Source organism: Massilia cellulosiltytica (assembly GCF_047325105.1).
Classification (GTDB): domain Bacteria; phylum Pseudomonadota; class Gammaproteobacteria; order Burkholderiales; family Burkholderiaceae_D; genus Telluria; species Telluria orientalis.
In genome coordinates this window covers 358,674-378,214 of record NZ_CP168562.1, presented here as the reverse complement: position 1 = coordinate 378,214, position 19,541 = coordinate 358,674, and the positions used below count along the sequence as shown (strand labels likewise).

The following is a 19,541-nucleotide window of genomic DNA, read 5'->3' as shown; positions in this document are numbered from 1 at the left end:
GGGTTCCTTTCAAAAATGCGTATCTGCACATTATTGCAGGAACCCGAACAACGCGTGCGTCACATGGTCATGATGGGCGCGTCGAACACAAGGCCGTTGCCGATCAGCTGCACGCTCAGGTCCACGTTTTCCGGACTCTCGCTGATGCCGGCGAGGACCTCGCCACGGGTGGCGATCTTGCGGTCCAGGGCGTCCGTCCAGAAGTCCAGCCCGGCCTGGTCCGGCGCGCGGTGCAGGATGTGCTCGTAATACTTGACCACCAGGTCGCGGTTGGCGAGACCGCCGTACAGCTTCTGGTATTCCGCCGATGCGAGGAAGGCGCCGGTGATCCCCGCCAGTGTCGCGCCCCCGCCATCGATCTGCTGCGTCCAGAAATCCAGGCCCGGCTCGTCCGGATTGCGGCCGAATGCCGCCTGGTACAAGCGGAACAGCTGGCCGCCCGTGTTGTCGACGCTGATGAGCGCGACGTCCTTGTCGTCGAAATACACGCGTTCGACGCCTGTCAGCGTGTCGATGCCGCCGGTGCCCTTCAGGTCCGCGATCGTCCACGCGGCGCCCGTGCGTTCGATCCGGTAGTCGGCGTAGGCGCCCTTGTAGGCGATGGTGTCGAAACCGGCGCCGCCGTCGATCACGTCGCTGCCCGCGTCGGCACCGATGCGGTCGTCGCCGCCGCCGGCCCGGATGACGTCGCTGCCTGCGAAGCCTTGCAGGATATCCTTGCCGGCGCTGCCGGTGATGGTGTCGGAGCCGGCCAGGAGCGCCGTATAAATCTGGGTATCGGTGGTGGCCTTGAGGACCGTGTCCAGGAACGTCCCGCCATCGATGGTCAGGTCCGTCGCCTGGAACACCGGCAGGCCGGAGTAGCCCAGCTGGACCAGGTTCACGGCGGTCGCGGTGCCGCTCACGTCGCCGGACGGGCCGATCGCGAAGTTACCCAGGATAGACAGGTGCTGGAGCCCGTTTTCCAGCGTGACGCTGCTGGACGAGGTCGAGATGATTTTCCATTGCACGGCCGTGCTGCCGATCAGGTCGAGCTGCAGGCCGAAAGTCTGGAGTGTTGCCATGACGTCTCCCGTGACATAGAAAGTCGTCAATGTAACACATGGTTATGACATTTTTGCAATAGATTGTCACGACCTCATGCGTGGTGTGAAATCAATTGCCCGCGACCACCATCTGCTCGATCAGGATGGAACCCGTCGACTTGTTCCCGCGCGTGAGCACGTCGTTGCCGACGCCGACGATGGCCTGGAACATGTCCTTCATGTTGCCCGCGATGGTGATCTCTTCGACCGGATACTGGATGACGCCGTTCTCGACCCAGTAGCCGGACGCCCCGCGCGAGTAATCGCCCGTGACGTAGTTCGTGCCCTGCCCCATCAGTTCCGTGACGAGCAGGCCGGTGCCCATATTGCGCAGCATGCCTTCGAAGTCGTCGGCGATCTTCGTTTCTTTCGAGACGATTTCCAGGTTGTGCGAGCCGCCGGCGTTGCCTGTCGTCTGCATGCCCAGCTTGCGGGCTGAGTACGACGACAGGAAATAGCCTTGCAGCACGCCGTCGCTGACGACCTTGCGGCGCTGGGTACGCACGCCCTCTTCGTCGAACGGGGCCGAGCCCACGCCGCCGATCAGGTGCGGGTCTTCGACGATCTGGATGTGGGACGGGAAGATGCTGCTGCCCAGCGAATCGAGCAGGAAGCTCGACTTGCGGTACAGGGCACCGCCCGAGGTCGCCTGGACGAACGCACCCAGCAGGCCGGCGGCCAGCGGCGCCTCGAACAGCACGGGGCACGTGCGGGTGTCGAGCTTGCGCGCGTTCAGGCGCGCGAGGGCGCGTTCGGCGGCATAGCGGCCGATCTTTTCCGGATCGCCCAGTTTGTTCGGATCGCGCGCCGACGAATACCAGTCGTCGCGCTGCATGTGGGCGCCCTTGCCCGCGATCGGCGCGACGGACAGCGTGTGGCGCGAGAACGGGTAGCCGGCGCAAAAGCCGAGCGAGTTGGCCGCCACGAAGTGCGACTGCTGCACGTAGACGCTGGCGCCTTCGCTGTTGGTGACGCGCTTGTCGACGGCGAACGCGGCCGCCTCGCAGCGCTGGGCGATCGCGACGGCGTCCTCGGCGCTGATGTCCCATGGGTAACACAGGCGCAGGTCGCGCGGGTTCGTTTCCAGCAGGTCGGCATCCGGCAGGCCGGCGGCCGGGTCCTCGGCCGTGAAGCGGGCGATGTTGTACGCCGCCTCGACGGTGGCGCGCAGCGAATCGCGCGAGAAGTCGGACGTACTGGCGTGACCACGGCGCTGGCCGGAGTAGACGGTCACGCCGATGCCCTTGTCCTTGTTCTGCTCGATGGTCTCGATCTGGCCCTTGCGGACCGTCACCGCCAGCCCGCTACCCTCGCTGATCTCGACCGACGCATCGCTGGCGCCCGTTTCCTTGGCAATGGCAAGCACGTCCTGTGCAAGCTGCTTGAGCTGATCCTGGGTATGGGTGAAGACGGTATCGGTCATGTGCGTTTTTCGTAGCGAGCCCTAAAACAGTTATCATAGCAGCCGTTTACTGTTTTTACCGGCCGGCTTCGTGCCTGCCGAATCTAGATCATCATGCCAAATGCCAACCGCGGCTCCGTCGGCTTCCGCTCCGACGAGTTCGACCAGGAATACGACCGCCCTTCCAAGTCCGAACTCAAGCGCCAGAGTAACGAGCTGCAGAAGCTCGGTGAACAGCTCATCGAGGCGCCGCGCGACCGCGTCAAGCGCGTCCCGATGCCGGACGAAGTCCGCGACGCCATCCTCATGTGCCAGACCATCACCAACCACGAAGGCCGGCGCCGCCAGTTGCAATTCGTCGGCAAGCTGATGCGCTCGCTCGACGAGGAAGAGGTCGCCGTCATCCAGCGCACCATCGAAAGCTGGAAGGGCACCTCCAAGGCCGAGGCCGCCGCGCTGCACGCGCTGGAGCGCCGCCGCGACAAGTTGCTGGCCGACGACAAAGCGCTGACCCAGTTGCTGGAAGAACACCCGGACCTGGACGTGCAGCACCTGCGCACGCTGATCCGCAATGCGCGCAAGGAACAGGCCGAGAACAAGCCGCCCAAGGCCTACCGCGAAATCTTCCAGATCCTGAAGGACCTGGCGAAGGCGCCGAAGGCCGCGCCTGCCGATGAAGCCTCCGGCGACGAGGACGAAGACGATGAGTCTGGACAATAAAGTCGAAGAGCTGGTCGTCGGCCTGGTCTCGGTCTCGGACCGCGCCAGCGGCGGCATCTATGAAGACAAGGGCATTCCCGCGCTGCGCGAGTGGCTGGAAGCCGCGCTCGTGACGCCGTTCCGCGTCGAGACGCGCCTGATCCCGGACGACCGCGCCAGCATTGAGCAGACGCTCGTCGAGCTGGTCGACACCGCGCGCTGCCACCTCGTACTGACGACGGGCGGCACGGGCCCCGCCCGCCGCGACGTCACGCCGGAAGCAACCGTCGCCGTGGGCACGAAGGAGATGCCGGGCTTCGGCGAGCAGATGCGCCAGATCAGCCTGCACTTCGTGCCGACCGCGATCCTGTCGCGCCAGACGGCCGTGATCCGCGAGACCGGCGATCACGCCGCCCTGATCATGAACCTGCCGGGCCAGCCGAAGTCGATCAAGGAAACGCTGGAAGGCCTGAAGGACGCGGACGGTCGAAACATCGTCGGCGGCATCTTCGCGGCCGTCCCGTATTGCATCGACCTGATCGGCGGCCCGTACGCCGAGACCGACCCGGCCGTCTGCAAGGCCTTCCGGCCGAAGTCGGCGCAACGACCAAAGGACCCCGCATGAGCGACCTGCTCGAACACATCCAGATCGAGACCAACGACAACCCCGAGATCGCCATCATCTGGATGCACGGCCTGGGCGCGGACGGCAACGACTTCGTGCCGATGGTGCGCGAACTGGACCTCGCCGGCCTGCCCGGCATCCGCTTCATCTTCCCGCACGCGAAGACGATGCCGGTGACCATCAACAACGGCTACGTGATGCGCTCCTGGTACGACATCACGGGCCTGGAACTCGGGCGGCGCGAGGACGAGAACGGCCTGCGCGCCTCGCAGAAAGACATCGAAGCCTTCATCGAGCGCGAGAAGGCACGCGGCATCCCCGCTTCACGCATCATCCTGGCCGGCTTCTCGCAGGGCTGCGCGATGGCCATCCAGACGGGCCTGCGCCATCCGGAACCGCTGGCCGGCCTGCTGTGCCTGTCCGGCTACGTGCCGTTGTCGGCCAACGTGGCGACCGAACGCTCCGACGCCAGCAAGTCCACGCCGATCTTCATGGCCCACGGCCGCTACGACAACGTGGTGCCGTTCAATCGCGCGGAAGCCTCGCGCGACCTGCTCGTCTCGCTGGGCTACCGGCTCGAATGGCATGAATACGCCATGCAGCACACGCTGTGCCTGGAAGAAGTCCAGCACATCTCGGCGTGGCTCAAGAAAGTACTGGACTGAATCATGGCAAAGAAAGAGGAACTCGACGAGGAAACGCTGGCGTTGATTCACTGGTGCATCGAGGTCGAACACCACCTCGTCGCCGGCGGCGCCACGCAGAAACAGGCGCAGGAACACATCGAGGAACAGGTCGAGTGGTTCACCGACATGTTCTACGAAGGCCTGACGCCGGAACAGGCGGCGAAGGAAGCGCTGGCCTGAGCTGACCTGAGCCCGCCTACTCGGGCACGCAGCGCGGCGAATTGGCGGCCGCCCATTCCGCGGCCGTCCTGAGCGACGCCTCGACCGGCTCGCCTTTCGGCGCCGGCTGCATGGGTGCGATGCCGCCGCGGAAGACCGGACCATCGGCCAGCGCATACCGCATTTCCGTCAGCAACAGCATGGCGCCGTCGGGCAGCCAGTACACCTTGTTCGCCGTCGACATGCCGTACGACACTTGGCCGAACGTCCGCACCCGCTCCTCCCCCATCAACGCGACGAGCAGCATCTCGCCCGCGCTCGCCGTCTTCGCGCCGACCAGCACGGCCAGCGGCCCGGCGGCAAAGGACGAGAATGGATTGGCGCGGTCCCCCACGTCGCGCGCGGCCATGCCCGCGAGACCGGTGCGATCGACCACCGGGATCGCCTTGCCGTCGCGATCCACCCAGCGCGCCTTGTTGGCATTGCCGAACAACGGATACATGGCGATGAACGGCGGCCACGCGTTGCCGCCCGTCTGCTCGCTCAGGTCGACGACGAGCGCGCAGGCCCGTCCGGCGCCGGGCAGCGCGGCCGCGTCGTCGTACACGCGCCGCACGTAGGCCGACATGGCCGCGGGCGCCATGTCCGTCGTCGCCGGCGGCACCCAGCGCAAGACCGTGCCGCGGCTCGTCGCGACCAGCTGGAACGGCGCAACGCGGGGACCGGCCGGCTGCGGCAGCGCGGACTGTCCCGGCGCCTGGGGCGGGAACAGGAACGAGTGGCCGCCCGTGTCCAGCGTGCCGAGCACCTTGCGGATGCGCGCATACAGGTCGTTCCGGTCGACGTCCGCCGTCTTGCCGTCGACCGCGCCCAGCAGGTCCTGCTTCGCCTGTGCGTATTCTTCCTGCCGGCGCGGGTACAGGCCCTTGCTCTCGACCAGGTTGATGGTCTGGTCCGCGACGGCGCGCGCCAGGGCCAGCGGCATGGTCTCCACGGCGCCGGCGGCGGTAGCCGCGGCAAACGACAGGGCGCAAACAGCCGCCCGCAACAGGTTGCGATTCATGGTGTCTCCTTGTTGAACGAGGCGGCTACATGCCGCGGAACAGATATTGGAAGCGCTGGCTGACCGGCAGTCGCGCGGGATGCCCGCGCAGGTGCACCCACAAGGCGCCATCCTCGGCGCGCGCGGCGCTCGCGATGCGCCGCACGGCCACCATATAGCCCCGGTGGATCTGCCAGAACGCGGCCGGGTCGAGCGAATCGGCCAGTTCCTTCAGGCTCAGGCGGATATGGGCTTCCAGCCCGTCCGTCACCACGCGCGTGTACTTGGCATCCGCGCAGAAATACAAGACGTCGGCCAGGTCGATGAAGTGGATCGTGTTGCCGACCGTGGCCTGCAGCCACGCGGGCGCCCTGGGTGCGGGCCGCAAGCGCGACACGAGGTGCGTGAGGTCCGGCGGCGGCGATGCCAGGCGCGCACGCACGCGCTCGACCGCGCGCGCGAGGCGTTCCAGCGCGATCGGCTTCACGACGTAGTCCACGGCACCTTCGTCGAACGCGGCCAGCGCATGTTCGCCATAGGCCGTCACGAACACGACGTGGGTCCGCGCACCGAACACGCGCGCCAGTTCCAGGCCGTCCAGGCCCGGCATGCGGATGTCGAGGAAGGCCACGTCCGGCATCCATTCGCGGCCCAGGCGCAGCGCCTCGATGCCGTCCTGCGCGGCGGCGATCTGTGCGTCCGGCCACAAACGTTCCAGCGCTTCGACGAGTTCCGCGCGCAGCAGCGGTTCGTCGTCGGCGACGAGGATGCGGGGCGCCGTCATGCCATCACCTCCAGCGCGGCGGCCGCCGGCAGCGTCAGCACCGCTTCCGTCAGGCCCGCATCGCCGCGGCGCAGGACGAAGCCGGCACGCGCCCCATACAACGCTTGCAGGCGCTCGCGCAGGTTGCGCAGGCCGACGCCGCTGCCCAGCGTGGTCTCGCCGATGCCGGCACCGTCGTCGGCGACGACGATGGTCAACACGTCACCGTCGCGAACCGCCGTCACGGCGATGCGCACGGTGCCCGGCTTCGGCTCGAGGCCGTGGCACACGGCGTTCTCGACGAGCGTCATCAGGAGCAGCGGCGGCATCGACACGGCTGCCAGCGCGGGCGGACAATCGAGCTGGTATTGAAGACGCTCGCCGAAGCGGATCGCCATCAGCGCGAGGTAGTGGCCGGCCAGTTCGAATTCGCGGCCCAGAGTCGACGCCTGGCTGCGCATATCCGGCAGCGCGCTGTGCAGATAGGCGATCAGGTGTTCCAGCATCTCGACGGCGCGCGGCGGCTGGTGGCGCGCGAGATATCGCGTGTTGGCGAGCGTGTTGTACAGGAAGTGCGGTTCGACCTGGGCCTGCAGCGCTTTCAGCTCGGCCGCCAGCGCCGCGTTGCGCAGGTCGGCCAGCTGCTGCGCATGGGCGCGGGTGCGGGCGAACCACAGCGGCAGCCCGAGGACGGCGACGTTCACGCCGACGACGCAGGCCAGCACCTGCTGGTCGGGCAGCGCCTGGACGCCCCACGCGGCGAGCACGCTCTGGTATGCCGGCAGCACGGCCCACGCGCCGGCGCCGGTCGCGGCCAGCAGCAGCGTCATCGCGCTGGTCCAGCCGAGCCGGCGCGCGGCCACCAGCAGCAGTGCGCACGTCACGAAACCCGGCACCACGATCGCGCCGAACAACGCGAGCAAGGCGTAGCGCCGCAGCAGCAGCGCGCCGCCCGCGACGAGCGCCAGGCACAGGAGGCTGAGCAGCCCCTGGCGCCATGCGCAGCCGTACAGGCGGCGGATGGCGCGGGCGCAGTCGTCGTCGGTCATCGATTCGCTCACAAGGTCGGCGTGGTCGGGACGGCGGGCTTCGGCGGCATGTGGTCGACGGGGACGTCACGGCCGACGGTCTCGAACGCGACCGGCTCCATCCACACCTGGCCCGTGCCGCCGCCGATGGCGCCGAACACGATCAGCGCCGCGTTGTCCGGAACATCCAGCACGATGCTGCGCTCCTGCCAGCCGGTGGTGCCCTTGACCGGCTGGCTCTTGGTGTTATAAAAGGCGACCGCCTTGCCTTCGTGCGTATCGACACGCATCCACAATCCCGCCCAGTCGCTTATCGCCTCGGTACGCAGGCGCGCGCGAAACCGCACGCGCTGGCCGAGGTAGCGCTGGGCCTGGACAGGCTGGACCAGGGCTGCCCACGCCTTGGGATCGTTCGTCTTACTGCGCAAGAACTTGGCCCCGCGCCCTTCCGGCGACGTGTCCACGCCGGCCGTGAATTTGTCGGGATTCGCACCGGTCACGTGCCAGTTCGGCGGCAACGGCGCGGGCGTCGCGGCCAGCGCGAGGACGGTCGTGGCGGCCGCCGCGGCGGCGAGGATGTAATGGGGTTTCATCGGTCTGTCTTTCACGAGTGGTTGGGAGCCGTCACTATGCCGCCAGCGCCGGCGATGCGCCGGGCAATGCGACGGACGACTACCGCGCCGCGACGAACGCGGCCTGGCGCCGATGGGCTAATCGGGCAGCGGCGCCGCACTCGACGCCGGCGCTTCCGTGCGCGCCGTGTTCATCACCATCGCGAGGAAGGTGTAGTAGCCGTTCACGCCCATCAGGTCGACGACGCCCTGCTCGCCGAACAGGGCCAGCGCGTCGTCGTAGACGCGGTCCGACACGCGCTTGTGGCGGTGCAGTTCGAGGCAGAAGTCGTACACCACCGCTTCGTCGACGAGCATCGCGGCCGGCCGCTCGCGCCGCGCGATGGCCGCGATCACGTCCGGCGGGACGCCCACCTGCTGCGCGATCGGCGCATGGATCGCCCACTCGACCTGCTGGTCCCATTCGCGCGCCGTGACGAGGATCGCCAGTTCCGACAGCCGCACGCCGATGGCGCTGCGGTAGCGCAGATATTCGCCCAACCGCTGTGCATACCCCATCAGTTCGGGACTGCGCAGCAGCGGCACGAACGGGCCGTACAGCGCGCCGCGCGGCCCATGGATGATCTCCTGGGCCGCGGCGCGCTGGGCGTCGGTCCAGTCTTCAGGCGGAATGGGGCGGAGGCGGTCTGTCATGACGAAAATATTCGCATGCCTTGAGGCAAAAATCAAAAGAATCCGGACGGTTCCCGCTTATTGTCAAGCGTCAACTTTTCCAGGGGCTTCCATGACGCATATCCTGCATCGCAGCCTGCGCCAGACGCCGCCCGTCGCGGTCGGCGGCGCGGGCGTCTACCTGTACGACAGCCACGGGCGCAGCTACCTCGACGCCAGCGGCGGTGCGGCCGTGTCGTCGCTCGGGCACGGCCATCCCGACGTGATCGCGGCCATGCACCGCCAGATCGACCGCTGCGCCTATGCGCACACCGCCTTTTTCACGACCGAGGTGGCGGAGCAGCTGGCCGACCGTCTCGTGGCGAACGCCCCGGCCGGCATCGAGGGCGTCTACCTCGTGTCGGGCGGTTCGGAAGCGATGGAGACCGCACTGAAGCTCGCGCGCCAGTACTTCGTCGAGGGCGGGGAGTCGAAGCGCTCGCTGTTCATCGCCCGGCGCCAGAGCTACCACGGGAATACCCTGGGTGCGCTGGCGGTGGGCGGCAACGAGTGGCGCCGCCAGCCGTTCGCCCCGCTGCTGATCGACGTCGAGCGGGTGTCGGCCTGCTACGAATACCGCGGCCGCGCCGAGGACCAGACCGTCGACCAGTACACGGCCATGCTGCTGGACGAACTGGAAGCGGCGATCCTGCAGGCAGGCCCGGACCGCGTGATCGCGTTCTGCGCCGAACCCGTCGTGGGTGCGACGGGCGGCGCGATCCCGCCCACGCCCGGCTACTTCCGCGGCGTGCGCGCGCTGTGCGACAAGTACGGCATCCTGTTCATCGCCGACGAGGTCATGTGCGGGATAGGCCGCACCGGCACGATGTACGCGATCGAGCAGGACGGCGTGGCGCCCGACCTGGTCGCCGTGGCGAAAGGCCTGGGCGCGGGCTACCAGCCGATCGGCGCCGTGCTCGTAAACGGCGCCATCATCGAACGCCTGCGCGCCGGCAGCGGCGCATTCCTGCACGGGCACACCTACATCGGGCATCCGGTGGCGGCGGCGGCGGCCCTCGCCGTCCAGCAGGTCATCGAGCGCGACGACCTGCTCACACAGGTGCGCCTGCGCGGCGCGCAGCTGCGGGCCATGCTGGACGAGGAATTCGAAGACCACCCGCACGTGGGCGACATCCGCGGACGCGGGCTGTTCCTGGCGCTGGAACTGGTGCGCGAGCGCGAGACGAAATCACCCTTCGCGCCGGAGCTGAAACTGCATGCCGCGATCAAGGCGCGCGCGATGGAGAACGGGTTGCTGGTGTATCCGATGGGCGGCACGATCGATGGCCGGCACGGGGATCACGTGCTGCTGGCGCCGCCGTTCGTCGTCACGCAGGGGGATCTGGGCGAGATCGTCGGCAGGTTGAAGGAATCGGTAGAGGGGGCGTTGAAAACCGTGGCTGTCTAAAACAACGTCGCCCCTGCGAAGGCAGGGGCCCAAGTTCCCGGCTCAGCTACGAACTTGGGTCCCCGCCTGCGCGGGGACGACGTGGCCGGGGTATCAGGCTTTCGGGTACGCGATCACTTCCTGCTGCTGTTCGCCCAGCCCCGCGATCCCGAGGCGCAGCTTGTCGCCCTTCTTGAGGAAGCGCTGCGGGCTGCGGCCGAGGCCTACGCCCGGCGGCGTGCCCGTGGTGATGATGTCGCCCGGTTCCAGGGTCATGAAGCGCGACAGGTAACTGACGATCTGCGCGACAGTGAAGATCATCTTCGACGTATTCCCGGTCTGCACGCGCTTGCCGTTCAGGTCGAGGTACAGGTCGAGGTCCTGCACGTCGAAGATCTCGTCCTTCGTCACGAGGAACGGGCCGACGGGGCCGAAGGTGTCGCAGCCTTTGCCTTTATCCCACTGCGAGCCGAGTTCGAACTGGTAGGCGCGTTCAGAGACGTCGTTGACGACGCAATAGCCGGCCACGTATTTCAGCGCATCCTGTTCGTCGACGTACTGCGCGCGGGTGCCGATGACCACGCCCAGTTCGACTTCCCAGTCGGTCTTTTTCGAGCCTTTCGGCAGCTGGATGGGATCGTCCGGGCCGTTCAGGCAGGACGTCGCCTTCATGAACATGATCGGTTCCTTCGGGATCGGGGCCCCGACTTCGGCCGCGTGGTCGGAGTAATTCATGCCGATGCCGATGAACTTGCCGACGCCCTTGACCGGCACGCCGAAGCGGGGATTGCCGCGGACGACCGGCAGCGTTTTCCAGTCGACCTTGGCGAGCTTGCGCAACGCCTTTTCCGACAGCACCGACGCGTCGATGTCGTCGATGACGCCGGACAGGTCGCGCAGGCGGCCTTCTTCGTCGAACAGGCCCGGTTTTTCCTTACCGGGGCGACCGTAACGTACCAATCTCATAGTCTTCCTTCTGGGTGAGCATAACGATGCCGCATTTTACTTGACGGCGCCGAAGGAAGTCGTGGAAGTACCCGAGCAGGCCAGGCATCTGCAGCGCCACCAGCACGCCGAATGCGACGCGGTAGGCGAGCGCCGGAAAGTGGCCGGCAGCGTCGGGGCGCCACAGGCCAACGATCAGCCCGAACCCCGCCTGCACGAGGAACGCGCCGATGAAGATCAGGAGGTTCAGGCACGTCGCCGCGCGTCCCGTCAGCGTGCGCGGCAGGCTCTGGGCCACGATCGCGTATTCGATCCCGGTGATCGTCCCCACGAGCGTGAACAGCACCGACAGCAGCTGCAGGCTGGGCCGCCAGTTCAACACGATGACGACCTGCACCAGGATGAAGAGGAACACGCCGACGGCGGCCACGTCCAGCGCCTCGATGCCGCGCCGCCCCGCCCATTCCGTGATCATGCCGACGGCGATGGCGCCGAAGATCACCGACGCCATGCCCATGTACAGCAGGTAGGCAACGGCGGCGTCCGGAAACCGGGCCACGTCGGCCAGCCAGCGCCCGATCCACAGGCCCTGGATGCCGAAGAAGATCGCATGCGGCACGAGCACGAGCGAGATCGTCGCGCGGAACGCGGGCGCGCGGTACACGTCCAGCACCGAGCGCACGGTGGGCAGCGCGCCGCCGGGCGCCTGCGACCTGGGCGTGACCAGCCAGATCAGCAGGCCGCTGCAGGCGGTGAGCGCGGCCAGCAGCATGAACAGGCCGCGCCAGTCCGTGTGCTGCAACAGCATCCGCACCGGCATCGTGCTCGAGGCCGCACCGAGCCCGCCGACGGCGATCAGGTAGCCCTGCACGGACGGCAGGCGCGTGGGCGCGATCCAGGTGGAGATCGCCTTCACGGCCGACATGAAGCATCCACCGAGGCCGCAGCCGATGATGGCGCGCGCCAGCACCAGCTGGCCGAACGAGCGGCCGGTGGCGAACAACAGCGCGCCGATGGCCGCCAGCATCAACAGCACCACCTGCACCTTGCGCGGGCCGTAGCGATCGAGCGCGATCCCGACCGGCAGCTGGACGAGGGCGAACGCAAAGAAGAACGCGCTGGTGAGGAGGCCGAGCTGGCCCGGCGTCAGCGCGAGCGCGCCGACCAGATGCGGTGCCAGCACGGCGTTCACGTTGCGCAGCAGCGAGGACAGGTAATGCCCCAGCGCGAACGGCAGGAACACGTAGAAAAACACTGCCACCCCGTTGAGGCGCGACTGGCTCTGGTCGGTTTCCATGGACATCTCCTGCGGGTCAGGCCGCGTCGGGTTGACTGTCGCTGGCACGCCGGTCCTGCGCCTGGACAGCCTGGATCGGGATCACGCGGCCCGCCGCGCCAAACGTGTCGTGATCGTCCTCGCCGCCCTCGAAGAAGAATTTCTTGCGGCCGAACGCGGGCTTCAGGTGATCGAGCCAGGTGGCGTCGGGATCGTATTTCGCGAAGAACGGCCGGCGCACCCAGTCCGGATTGCGCGCCTGCAGGAACTGCAACGCGAACAGCTTTTCGCCGTTGATGGTGACGACGCCGTCGATCACGACCTTGCCTGGGAACGCGCTCATCGACGGCCCCCGCACGGTGCGCGACAGGCCCGACACCATGCTGTACGCGGACTGGAAGATCTCGTGCGCGCGCGCCAGCGGCAGCGCGAAGTACTCGCGCGGACCGGTATCCCGCTCGACGAACATGTAATAAGGGATCGCGCCCAGGCGCACGCCCGTCGTCCACAGCTCGGCCCAGCTGTTCGGGTCTTCGTTGATGTGGCGGATCAGCGGCCCCTGCATGCGCAAGGTGGCGCCCGTGCCGACGATGCGCTTGACGGCCTGCTGGGCCACCGGCTGGCGCAGCTCGACGGCGTGGTTGTAATGCCCCATCAGCGCGAGGTTCTTGCCGGCCTTGACGACTTTTTCGAACAGGCGCATCAGGTCGTCGCTGTCCTTGTCCGACACGTAGCGCTGCGGCCAGTACGCGACCGACTTGGTGCCGATGCGGATGTTCTGGATATGCGCCAGCTCGGGCGCCAGCAGCGGTTCGATGAACTCGGCCAGCGAGCGCGTATTCATGATCATCGGATCGCCGCCCGTGATCAGGACGTCCGTCACGTCTGGATGCGTGCCGAGGTAGGACACCAGTTCCGTCGACTCGCGCGCATCGAACTTCATCTCTTCCATGCCCACGAACTGCGGCCAGCGGAAGCAGAAGGTGCAATAGGCGTGGCACGTCTGGCCCGCGCTGGGGAAGAACAGCACGGTTTCCTTGTACTTGTGCTGCAGGCCCTTGAGCGGGGCGTCGTTCACGCGCGGCACGTTGTGCGTCATCTGCCCGGCCGGGTGCGGATTCATGCGCATGCGGATCTGGTGCACGAGCTGCGCGATCGCGGCGTCGTCCTTCTTGACCAGCACGAGGTCGCGCAGCTGCTCGTATTCGCGCGCGGGCAGCATGTCGCGGTGGGGGAACGTCAGGCGATAGATCGGATCATCCGGAACATTGCTCCAGTCGATCAACTGCTCCATCACGTATTCGTTCGTGCGGAAGGGCAGCACGTGGGACACCACCTGCACTGCTTCCTGCAGATCCGGGCTCAGCCATTGCCATTGGCGCGCGTTCTGGATCGACTGGCGGGTATAGGGCTTGAACTTGGCGGGGGTTGCGTCGAGGGTCACGGGATTTCTCCTGAGGGAAGTGGTTGATGGCAGCAAAAGGTGACGCATGGAAATAATTGCCGACAGGAACCGATGGTAGGGAGGCGGCCTGGCCTTTGAGTTGCCCCCAGTCAAGTTCCGATTCCGTTTCTCACTGATTTCCACATGCCCTGCGAAAGATCAGCGTTGCCGTTGCGGCGGCACATCGGGCGCTACTTGCGTTAGCACAACAGCCCGGCTGGGGCCGCGGCGTAGAGTAGGAAATGCAAATAGGCAACATTCAGACCTATTCATCGTTTCCCCCGAAAGGACATCCTATGAAGCTGACCGCAACCGTAGTCGCTACCGCCCTGACCCTGTCCTGCGCCGGCGCACTGGCGGCCGAACCGACCGAGAAAGATGCGATCGCCATGGCCGAGCGCGGCGCCGCGATGGTCAAGGCCAAGGGCAAGGAAGAAGTCATGAAACGCATCACGTCCAAGGATCCGGAATTCGTCCAGGGCTCGCTGTACATCGACATGCGCGACGTCAAGACCGGCATCGTGCTGGCCCATCCGTACAACCCGTCGATCGTCGGCAAGGACTTGACGGACGTGCCCGATGCGAACGGCAAGAAATACCGCCGCGAGATCATCGAACTGGCCGCCGCCAAGGGCAAGGGCTGGGTCGACTACCAGTACAAGAATCCGACCACGGGCAAGATCGAGCCGAAGACGACGTACATCCTGCTCGTCGACGGCGTCGTGCTCGAGGCCGGGCTCTACAAGAAGCAATAGGTCGTGCACGCGGGCGGCATGCCCGCGTTCGTTGTTCTGGCGGGCGGCATGCCCGCGTTCTTTTTTAAGCGGGAGCGCAACATGCTGAAAAAACTGAGGATCGGTCCGAAGCTGCTGCTGGCGCCCGGCATGGTGCTGGTGCTGCTCTTGATGCTGTCCGGTGCCGCCTGGTACGGGATGGTGCGCCAGAACGCGTCGTTGGAAAACATGGTGCAGGTCCGCGCGGCGCGCCTGAAAAACGTGGCCGACGTGGCGGGCGACGCCAAGTACGTCCACGCCAACGCTTATCAACTGCTGGCCTGGATCAACGGCAGCTTCGCCAAGAACCGCCTCGACGCGCTGATCGCCGACATCGGCAAGCGCCACGCCGCCGTGCAGGCGCAGTTGCAGGAACTCGCGCGCACGACCGACGGCGCGGAACGCAAGCCCGTCGACGCGTCGCTGGCCGCGCTGGCGGCCTACCGCAAGGCCGTGCAGGAGACCATCGAGATGGCGCAGGTCGACCAGTCGATCGCCACCAACTCGATGCAGAAGGCGGAAAAGGAATTCATGGTGCTGAACCAGCAGCTGGCCCAACTGGCCGCGCTGGAAAAGACCCTCAGCGAACAGGCCTATGCCGCCGCGCGCACGGAGTTCCACGACCTCGGCACGTGGATGGCCGTGCTGGTGCTGCTGTCGATCGCCGCGTCGCTGGCCGTCACGATGTTCGTCCGCCGCGCGATGTTGCGCGACATCGGCGCCATCTCGGTCGTCGTGGGCGAACTGGCCGAAGGCCGCCTGTGCGCGAGCGCCCACAACGACGGCCGCGACGAAATCGCCGACACGGCGCGCGCGCTCGACCAGACCATCGCCAACCTGAACACGACGCTGCGCAGCGTGCTCGATTCCGTGCGCTCGATCGACACGGCATCGAAGGAAATCGCCAGCGGCAACCTGGACCTGTCGACCCGCACCGAACTGCAGGCCGGTTCCCTGCAGCAGACCGCGAGCGCGATGGAGACGCTGACCCAGGCCGTCAAGGGCAATGCGGACAACGCGCGCCTGGCGACGGAACTCGCGGCCAAAGCGGCGCGGCTGGCGGCCGGCGGCGGCCAGGCCGTCGACCGCGCCGTCGCCACGATGGAATCGATCCGCGCCAGCTCGCGCAAGATCGTCGAGATCACCGGCGTCATCGACGGCATCTCGTTCCAGACCAATCTGCTCGCGCTGAACGCCGCCGTCGAAGCGGCGCGCGCCGGCGAGCAGGGCCGCGGCTTCGCGGTCGTCGCCAGCGAGGTGCGCACGCTCGCGCAGCGCTCCGCCTCCGCGGCCAAGGAAATCAAGGCGCTGATCGCCGATTCGGTCGCGATCATCGACAACGGCAGCGCCTCCGTCAACGAGGCGGGATCGAGCATGGGCAGCGTGGTCGCGTCGGTGCAGCAGGTGAACGACATCATCAACCGCATCAGCGCCGCCAGCAGCGAACAGGCCGAGGGCATCGCCGAAGTCAATCTCGCCGTCGGCCAGATGGACGACATGACGCAGCAGAACGCCGCGCTCGTCGAACAGGCCGCGGCGGCGGCGGCCAGCCTGCACGAGCAGACCGTCAACCTGGCGCGCGCCGTGGCTATCTTCCGCATCGAGGATGCCCAGGACGAGGCACCGGCCCCGATCGAACGGCGTGCCGCGGACAGCGCGATGCGCGGCCGGCCCGCGCTCGCGCATCATGCGACGCAAGACGAGGAAGACGCGCCACGACCGCAGGCAAACGGTGCGCGGGCGCGGGCCGCCAACGGCCGCTAAGCGTTCAGCGGAACGGCTTGCTGACCCAGCGCGACCCGGCCAGGCCGAACCGCCAGGGCACGTCGACGGCTTTCGAAATCCCGATGCGCGGCCCACTGACCACGTCGATGCCGGCGGGTGCCGACGCCAGTTCGAACGGCGCCGCGGCCAGCGAGCGGCCGTTCAGGTCGCGCGTCACGCCCAGTGCCTGGCACAGCTTGCCGGGCCCGGAACACAGCAGCCAGTGGTCGCGCGTGCCGCGCCGCTCGACCATCGTCTCGATGCCCGTCACGGGTTCGAGCGCGCGGATCAGCACCCCGGCGCCATGCCCCTCTTCCCGACAGACGAAGTTCAGGCACCAGTGGATGCCGTACGAGCGGTAGACGTAGGCGTGGGCCGGCGGGCCGAACATCGCGAAATTGCGGTCGGTCGGGCCGGAATAGCTGTGCGACGCGGGATCCTCGCCGTCATAGGCCTCGGTCTCGACGATGCGGCCGCCGACGCCGTCGACGAGCACCGTGACGCCGATCAGCTGGCGCGCGACCAGATGCGAGGGTGCTAGAAAATCAATGTCGGCAAGGATGGTTGAGGACATGGAGCAATTCTATATTGTTAAGATCTGACAGGTCGCACTGTCGGTTTTGCTACACAAAAGCAATACTTTGCTGCAACTTCAACGGCACTGGTTTATAGTGACAAACTTCGCACGGATTTCCGTGCAGCATCATTTTGTTCCCTTCCCGTCATGAGTACAGCAGCTGCCCTGGCGCGCCCGAGCGCCGTCGCCGAGGATCCCGTCGACGCCCTGATCAGGTCGATCCGGATCCCGCCGCGTCCCAGCCTGCTCGCCGATCTGCAACGGGAGCTCGCGTCGTCCGATCCGAGCCCGGCCGCCATCGGCCGCATCGTCGCCAGCGACGTCGGCATGTCGGGCGCGCTGCTGAAACTTGCCAATTCATCCATCTTCGGAGGCCGGCGCAAGGCCAAGTCGATCGAGCAGGCGATCCTGTTCCTCGGCATTAACCAGGTCGCGTCCCTGATGACGGGCCTGCTCGCGCGCCGGGCGATCCCGGCCAACAGCGCGGCGCTGGCCAGCTTCTGGGAAGTGTCGAGCCGCCGCGCCGAGGCGATGGTGTTCCTGTCGCGCCGCCTGCGTATCGGCGAGGCCGACGTGGCGCACACGTTCGGCCTGTTCTGCGATACCGGCGTGCCGCTGCTGATGGACCGCTTCCCCGACTACGCCGGCACGTACGCCGCGGCGTCGCTGGAGACGGAGCGTCCGTTCACGGCGCTGGAAGAAGAGCGCCACAACACAAGCCACACGGCGATCGGCACCCTGCTGGCGCGCAACTGGGGCCTGTCGGAAGACGTCGCGTGGTCCATCCTGCACCACCACGATTACGCGGTCCTGGACGACGCCAACACGACGCCGACGGTGCGTTCGCTCGTCGCGCTGTCGCTGCTGGCCGAAAGCGCGATCTGCAAATACCAGGGCGACGCCGAATCGCTCGAATGGAACAAGGGCGGCGCGCGCGCGCTCGCCTACCTGGGCCTCTCCGACGAGGAAACGGCCGAGCTGCTCGACGAACTGCACGAAGCCTTCCACGACGATCAGTAGCGCGTCTTTACTTCCGCCCCGGACCGGCAGATACTTCATTCACAAGAATGAGAATCGACGAATCGCCGGCCGAGGAGGAGACATGAAACGCCTGGCGTCCCTATTGCTCGTATTACCTTTGCTGCTGGCCGGCTGCGCCGGCACACCGCAACTGAGTGCCCCGCCCCCGCTGTTCGCCGACGCGTCGTTCAAGCCGCCGTCCGAGACCATCGGCGCACACAACCTGTTCACGCTGAGCCCAGCCATGCAGGCCTACGTGCACAGTCCCGCCTTCGAAGCGCATCTGCGCAGCAAGGGGCTGGAACGGGGCCTGATCGACGCGCTGTACAGCAAGACCGACCTGAAGCTCGAATACGATTCCAGCCGCACCCGCACGGCGGCCGAAACGTACGAGGCGCGCACCGGCAACTGCCTGTCGCTCGTCGTCATGACGGCCGCCTTCGCGCGCGAATTGGGCATGACGGTGCGCTTCCGCAGCGTGCTCGTGGACGAGACCTGGAGCCGCGACGGCGGCATCTATCTCGTGGCGTCGCACGTCAACATCGCGCTGGGCCACCGCAAGCGCAACGGCCTGCTGTACGACGAGACGTCGGAGCACGAACTGGTCGTCGATTTCCTGCCGCCGCCGGAAGCGAGCCGCTTCCATACGCGCCAGCTGGAAGAAGAGGACATCGTCGCGCTGTACCTCAACAACCGCGCCGCCGAGTCGCTCGTGCAGGGCAAGATCGACGACGCCTACTGGTGGGCACGCGCCGCGGTGGCGACCAATCCGCCGAACGCGATCGCCTACAACACGCTGGGCGTCATCTACCAGCGCCACGGCGACCTCGTCATGGCCGAACGGGCCTTGCGCACGGCCCTCGAACGCGAACCGGAAAGCCTCGTCGTGATGCAAAACCTGGGCCCCCTGCTGGCCGCGACGGGCCGCACGGCCGAAGCGGCCGAGATGGCGCGGCGCGTGGCCAGCATCGAGCCGGTCCCGCCGTTCCAGTACTTCGACAAGGGCATGGTCGCGCTCAAGGCGGGCGACTACGACGCCGCGCGCAAGCTGTTCGAACGCGAAGTCAAGCGCGCGCCCTACTACGACGAGTTCCACTTCTGGCTGGCGGTGACGCTGCTGCAGCTCGGCGAGGCAAAAGAAGCGCGCGAACAGCTCGCGCTGGCGATCGACACGAGCACGAAGTCGGACAATCGCCAGCTGTACTCGGCCAAGCTGGCGCACCTGAAACGCCAGAGCGCGAACAGCGTCCGCATCTACTAGAACGAAAAACGGCCGCGTCGGCGGCCGTTGTGTCGCTTTTGCCCGCCGATCAACGGCGGCGCTGGCGCGCGGCCGACGGCGCGGGGGTGCCGCGGGTTTCGAGATGGCGGAACACGATGCGGCCCTTGTTCAGGTCATACGGCGACATCTCCAGCGTGACGCGGTCGCCGGCGATGATGCGGATGTGGTTCTTCTTCATCCGGCCGGACGTGTACGCGACCAGTTGATGACCGTTCTCGAGGTCCACGCGGAAACGCATCTCCGGCAGCACTTCGGTGACCTTGCCATTCATTTCGATCAGATCTTCTTTCATGGATTTCCT

The 19,541-nt window shown here is 66.9% G+C and carries 21 protein-coding genes; 9 read left to right on the top strand and 12 right to left on the bottom strand.

What is annotated here, in order from left to right:
• Window positions 1–59: 59 nt before the first annotated feature.
• Entirely contained in the window at window positions 60–1,064 is a 1,005-nt protein-coding gene (locus ACEN9H_RS01690; RefSeq protein ID WP_371768900.1) for a DUF4214 domain-containing protein, read from the bottom strand.
• Window positions 1,065–1,155: 91 nt separating this feature from the next.
• On the bottom strand, window positions 1,156–2,508 hold the full coding sequence (gene pmbA / locus ACEN9H_RS01685; RefSeq protein ID WP_413673556.1) for a metalloprotease PmbA: 1,353 nt from the start codon (window positions 2,506–2,508) through the stop codon (window positions 1,156–1,158).
• A 93-nt stretch (window positions 2,509–2,601) separates the two neighbouring features.
• On the opposite strand from pmbA, the gene yjgA reads away from it, so the two are divergent.
• The 4 genes from yjgA to ACEN9H_RS01665 are packed head-to-tail and all read left to right on the top strand — an operon-like array spanning window position 2,602 to window position 4,677.
• Complete coding sequence (gene yjgA, locus ACEN9H_RS01680; RefSeq protein WP_056124414.1) at window positions 2,602–3,207, top strand: ribosome biogenesis factor YjgA; 606 nt, start codon at window positions 2,602–2,604, stop codon at window positions 3,205–3,207.
• A complete protein-coding gene (gene mog, locus ACEN9H_RS01675; protein ID WP_413673555.1) occupies window positions 3,191–3,811 on the top strand; it encodes a molybdopterin adenylyltransferase in 621 nt (206 codons plus the stop codon). The genes yjgA and mog overlap by 17 nt, the downstream gene beginning before the upstream one ends.
• Window positions 3,808–4,476, top strand: coding sequence for an alpha/beta hydrolase (locus ACEN9H_RS01670; protein WP_413673554.1), 669 nt, complete (start codon window positions 3,808–3,810; stop codon window positions 4,474–4,476). The genes mog and ACEN9H_RS01670 overlap by 4 nt, the downstream gene beginning before the upstream one ends.
• Window positions 4,477–4,479: 3 nt before the next feature.
• Window positions 4,480–4,677 carry a hypothetical protein gene (locus ACEN9H_RS01665; protein WP_056124423.1) on the top strand — a complete coding sequence of 66 codons (198 nt, stop codon included), beginning with the start codon at window positions 4,480–4,482 and terminating at the stop codon, window positions 4,675–4,677.
• A 16-nt stretch (window positions 4,678–4,693) separates the two neighbouring features.
• On the opposite strand, the gene ACEN9H_RS01660 is transcribed toward ACEN9H_RS01665, so the two are convergent.
• The 5 genes from ACEN9H_RS01660 to ACEN9H_RS01640 form a co-directional block, all read right to left on the bottom strand.
• Complete coding sequence (locus tag ACEN9H_RS01660; protein WP_413673553.1) at window positions 4,694–5,719, bottom strand: S41 family peptidase; 1,026 nt, start codon at window positions 5,717–5,719, stop codon at window positions 4,694–4,696.
• A 25-nt stretch (window positions 5,720–5,744) separates the two neighbouring features.
• A complete protein-coding gene (locus ACEN9H_RS01655) occupies window positions 5,745–6,482 on the bottom strand; it encodes a LytR/AlgR family response regulator transcription factor (RefSeq protein ID WP_371768896.1) in 738 nt (245 codons plus the stop codon).
• Window positions 6,479–7,510, bottom strand: a complete 1,032-nt coding sequence (locus ACEN9H_RS01650; RefSeq protein ID WP_156403694.1) for a sensor histidine kinase — start codon at window positions 7,508–7,510, stop codon at window positions 6,479–6,481. The genes ACEN9H_RS01655 and ACEN9H_RS01650 overlap by 4 nt, the downstream gene beginning before the upstream one ends.
• Window positions 7,511–7,518: 8 nt before the next feature.
• Window positions 7,519–8,082 carry a transcriptional regulator gene (locus ACEN9H_RS01645; RefSeq protein ID WP_413673552.1) on the bottom strand — a complete coding sequence of 188 codons (564 nt, stop codon included), beginning with the start codon at window positions 8,080–8,082 and terminating at the stop codon, window positions 7,519–7,521.
• 117 nt (window positions 8,083–8,199) lie between these two features.
• Window positions 8,200–8,754: a carboxymuconolactone decarboxylase family protein gene (locus ACEN9H_RS01640; RefSeq protein WP_413673551.1), complete on the bottom strand. Its 555-nt coding sequence runs from the start codon at window positions 8,752–8,754 to the stop codon at window positions 8,200–8,202.
• Window positions 8,755–8,845: 91 nt separating this feature from the next.
• Between ACEN9H_RS01640 and ACEN9H_RS01635 the strand changes: the two genes are divergently transcribed.
• Window positions 8,846–10,180, top strand: coding sequence for an aspartate aminotransferase family protein (locus tag ACEN9H_RS01635; RefSeq protein ID WP_413673550.1), 1,335 nt, complete (start codon window positions 8,846–8,848; stop codon window positions 10,178–10,180).
• A gap of 93 nt (window positions 10,181–10,273) precedes the next feature.
• Here the strand turns inward: ACEN9H_RS01635 and ACEN9H_RS01630 are convergent, their stop codons facing one another.
• Genes ACEN9H_RS01630 through ACEN9H_RS01620 form a run of 3 tightly spaced genes read right to left on the bottom strand, consistent with a single transcriptional unit; the run spans window position 10,274 to window position 13,824 of the window.
• Window positions 10,274–11,125, bottom strand: coding sequence for a fumarylacetoacetate hydrolase family protein (locus tag ACEN9H_RS01630; protein ID WP_413673549.1), 852 nt, complete (start codon window positions 11,123–11,125; stop codon window positions 10,274–10,276).
• Window positions 11,094–12,401, bottom strand: coding sequence for an MFS transporter (locus ACEN9H_RS01625; protein WP_413673548.1), 1,308 nt, complete (start codon window positions 12,399–12,401; stop codon window positions 11,094–11,096). Before ACEN9H_RS01625 ends, ACEN9H_RS01630 begins: the two co-directional genes overlap by 32 nt.
• Before the next feature lie 16 nt (window positions 12,402–12,417).
• Entirely contained in the window at window positions 12,418–13,824 is a 1,407-nt protein-coding gene (locus tag ACEN9H_RS01620; protein ID WP_371768892.1) for a KamA family radical SAM protein, read from the bottom strand.
• A 296-nt stretch (window positions 13,825–14,120) separates the two neighbouring features.
• Between ACEN9H_RS01620 and ACEN9H_RS01615 the strand changes: the two genes are divergently transcribed.
• Window positions 14,121–14,579 carry a cache domain-containing protein gene (locus tag ACEN9H_RS01615; RefSeq protein ID WP_371767166.1) on the top strand — a complete coding sequence of 153 codons (459 nt, stop codon included), beginning with the start codon at window positions 14,121–14,123 and terminating at the stop codon, window positions 14,577–14,579.
• A gap of 81 nt (window positions 14,580–14,660) precedes the next feature.
• A complete protein-coding gene (locus tag ACEN9H_RS01610) occupies window positions 14,661–16,361 on the top strand; it encodes a methyl-accepting chemotaxis protein (protein ID WP_413673547.1) in 1,701 nt (566 codons plus the stop codon).
• Window positions 16,362–16,365: 4 nt separating this feature from the next.
• Here the strand turns inward: ACEN9H_RS01610 and ACEN9H_RS01605 are convergent, their stop codons facing one another.
• A complete protein-coding gene (locus ACEN9H_RS01605) occupies window positions 16,366–16,935 on the bottom strand; it encodes a DNA-3-methyladenine glycosylase (protein WP_413673546.1) in 570 nt (189 codons plus the stop codon).
• Between the two features lie 150 nt (window positions 16,936–17,085).
• On the opposite strand from ACEN9H_RS01605, the gene ACEN9H_RS01600 reads away from it, so the two are divergent.
• Together ACEN9H_RS01600 and ACEN9H_RS01595 are read left to right on the top strand one after the other, a co-directional pair.
• Window positions 17,086–17,958, top strand: a complete 873-nt coding sequence (locus ACEN9H_RS01600) for an HDOD domain-containing protein (RefSeq protein ID WP_371768890.1) — start codon at window positions 17,086–17,088, stop codon at window positions 17,956–17,958.
• Window positions 17,959–18,040: 82 nt separating this feature from the next.
• Entirely contained in the window at window positions 18,041–19,219 is a 1,179-nt protein-coding gene (locus ACEN9H_RS01595) for a tetratricopeptide repeat protein (RefSeq protein WP_160409449.1), read from the top strand.
• 49 nt (window positions 19,220–19,268) lie between these two features.
• Here ACEN9H_RS01595 and infA read toward each other — a convergent pair whose 3' ends face one another.
• Window positions 19,269–19,532 carry a translation initiation factor IF-1 gene (infA, locus tag ACEN9H_RS01590; RefSeq protein ID WP_056124464.1) on the bottom strand — a complete coding sequence of 88 codons (264 nt, stop codon included), beginning with the start codon at window positions 19,530–19,532 and terminating at the stop codon, window positions 19,269–19,271.
• Window positions 19,533–19,541: the final 9 nt, after the last annotated feature.

Excerpts from the sequence above, each read along its gene's own strand:
- ACEN9H_RS01690 (WP_371768900.1), bottom strand. The coding sequence starts at position 1,064 with ATGGCAACACTCCAGACTTTCGGCCTGCAGCTCGACCTGATCGGCAGC.
- pmbA (WP_413673556.1), bottom strand. The coding sequence starts at position 2,508 with ATGACCGATACCGTCTTCACCCATACCCAGGATCAGCTCAAGCAGCTT.
- yjgA (WP_056124414.1), top strand. The coding sequence starts at position 2,602 with ATGCCAAATGCCAACCGCGGCTCCGTCGGCTTCCGCTCCGACGAGTTC.
- mog (WP_413673555.1), top strand. The coding sequence starts at position 3,191 with ATGAGTCTGGACAATAAAGTCGAAGAGCTGGTCGTCGGCCTGGTCTCG.
- ACEN9H_RS01670 (WP_413673554.1), top strand. The coding sequence starts at position 3,808 with ATGAGCGACCTGCTCGAACACATCCAGATCGAGACCAACGACAACCCC.
- ACEN9H_RS01665 (WP_056124423.1), top strand. The coding sequence starts at position 4,480 with ATGGCAAAGAAAGAGGAACTCGACGAGGAAACGCTGGCGTTGATTCAC.
- ACEN9H_RS01660 (WP_413673553.1), bottom strand. The coding sequence starts at position 5,719 with ATGAATCGCAACCTGTTGCGGGCGGCTGTTTGCGCCCTGTCGTTTGCC.
- ACEN9H_RS01655 (WP_371768896.1), bottom strand. The coding sequence starts at position 6,482 with ATGACGGCGCCCCGCATCCTCGTCGCCGACGACGAACCGCTGCTGCGC.
- ACEN9H_RS01650 (WP_156403694.1), bottom strand. The coding sequence starts at position 7,510 with ATGACCGACGACGACTGCGCCCGCGCCATCCGCCGCCTGTACGGCTGC.
- ACEN9H_RS01645 (WP_413673552.1), bottom strand. The coding sequence starts at position 8,082 with ATGAAACCCCATTACATCCTCGCCGCCGCGGCGGCCGCCACGACCGTC.
- ACEN9H_RS01640 (WP_413673551.1), bottom strand. The coding sequence starts at position 8,754 with ATGACAGACCGCCTCCGCCCCATTCCGCCTGAAGACTGGACCGACGCC.
- ACEN9H_RS01635 (WP_413673550.1), top strand. The coding sequence starts at position 8,846 with ATGACGCATATCCTGCATCGCAGCCTGCGCCAGACGCCGCCCGTCGCG.
- ACEN9H_RS01630 (WP_413673549.1), bottom strand. The coding sequence starts at position 11,125 with ATGAGATTGGTACGTTACGGTCGCCCCGGTAAGGAAAAACCGGGCCTG.
- ACEN9H_RS01625 (WP_413673548.1), bottom strand. The coding sequence starts at position 12,401 with ATGGAAACCGACCAGAGCCAGTCGCGCCTCAACGGGGTGGCAGTGTTT.
- ACEN9H_RS01615 (WP_371767166.1), top strand. The coding sequence starts at position 14,121 with ATGAAGCTGACCGCAACCGTAGTCGCTACCGCCCTGACCCTGTCCTGC.
- ACEN9H_RS01610 (WP_413673547.1), top strand. The coding sequence starts at position 14,661 with ATGCTGAAAAAACTGAGGATCGGTCCGAAGCTGCTGCTGGCGCCCGGC.
- ACEN9H_RS01605 (WP_413673546.1), bottom strand. The coding sequence starts at position 16,935 with ATGTCCTCAACCATCCTTGCCGACATTGATTTTCTAGCACCCTCGCAT.
- ACEN9H_RS01600 (WP_371768890.1), top strand. The coding sequence starts at position 17,086 with ATGAGTACAGCAGCTGCCCTGGCGCGCCCGAGCGCCGTCGCCGAGGAT.
- ACEN9H_RS01595 (WP_160409449.1), top strand. The coding sequence starts at position 18,041 with ATGAAACGCCTGGCGTCCCTATTGCTCGTATTACCTTTGCTGCTGGCC.
- infA (WP_056124464.1), bottom strand. The coding sequence starts at position 19,532 with ATGAAAGAAGATCTGATCGAAATGAATGGCAAGGTCACCGAAGTGCTG.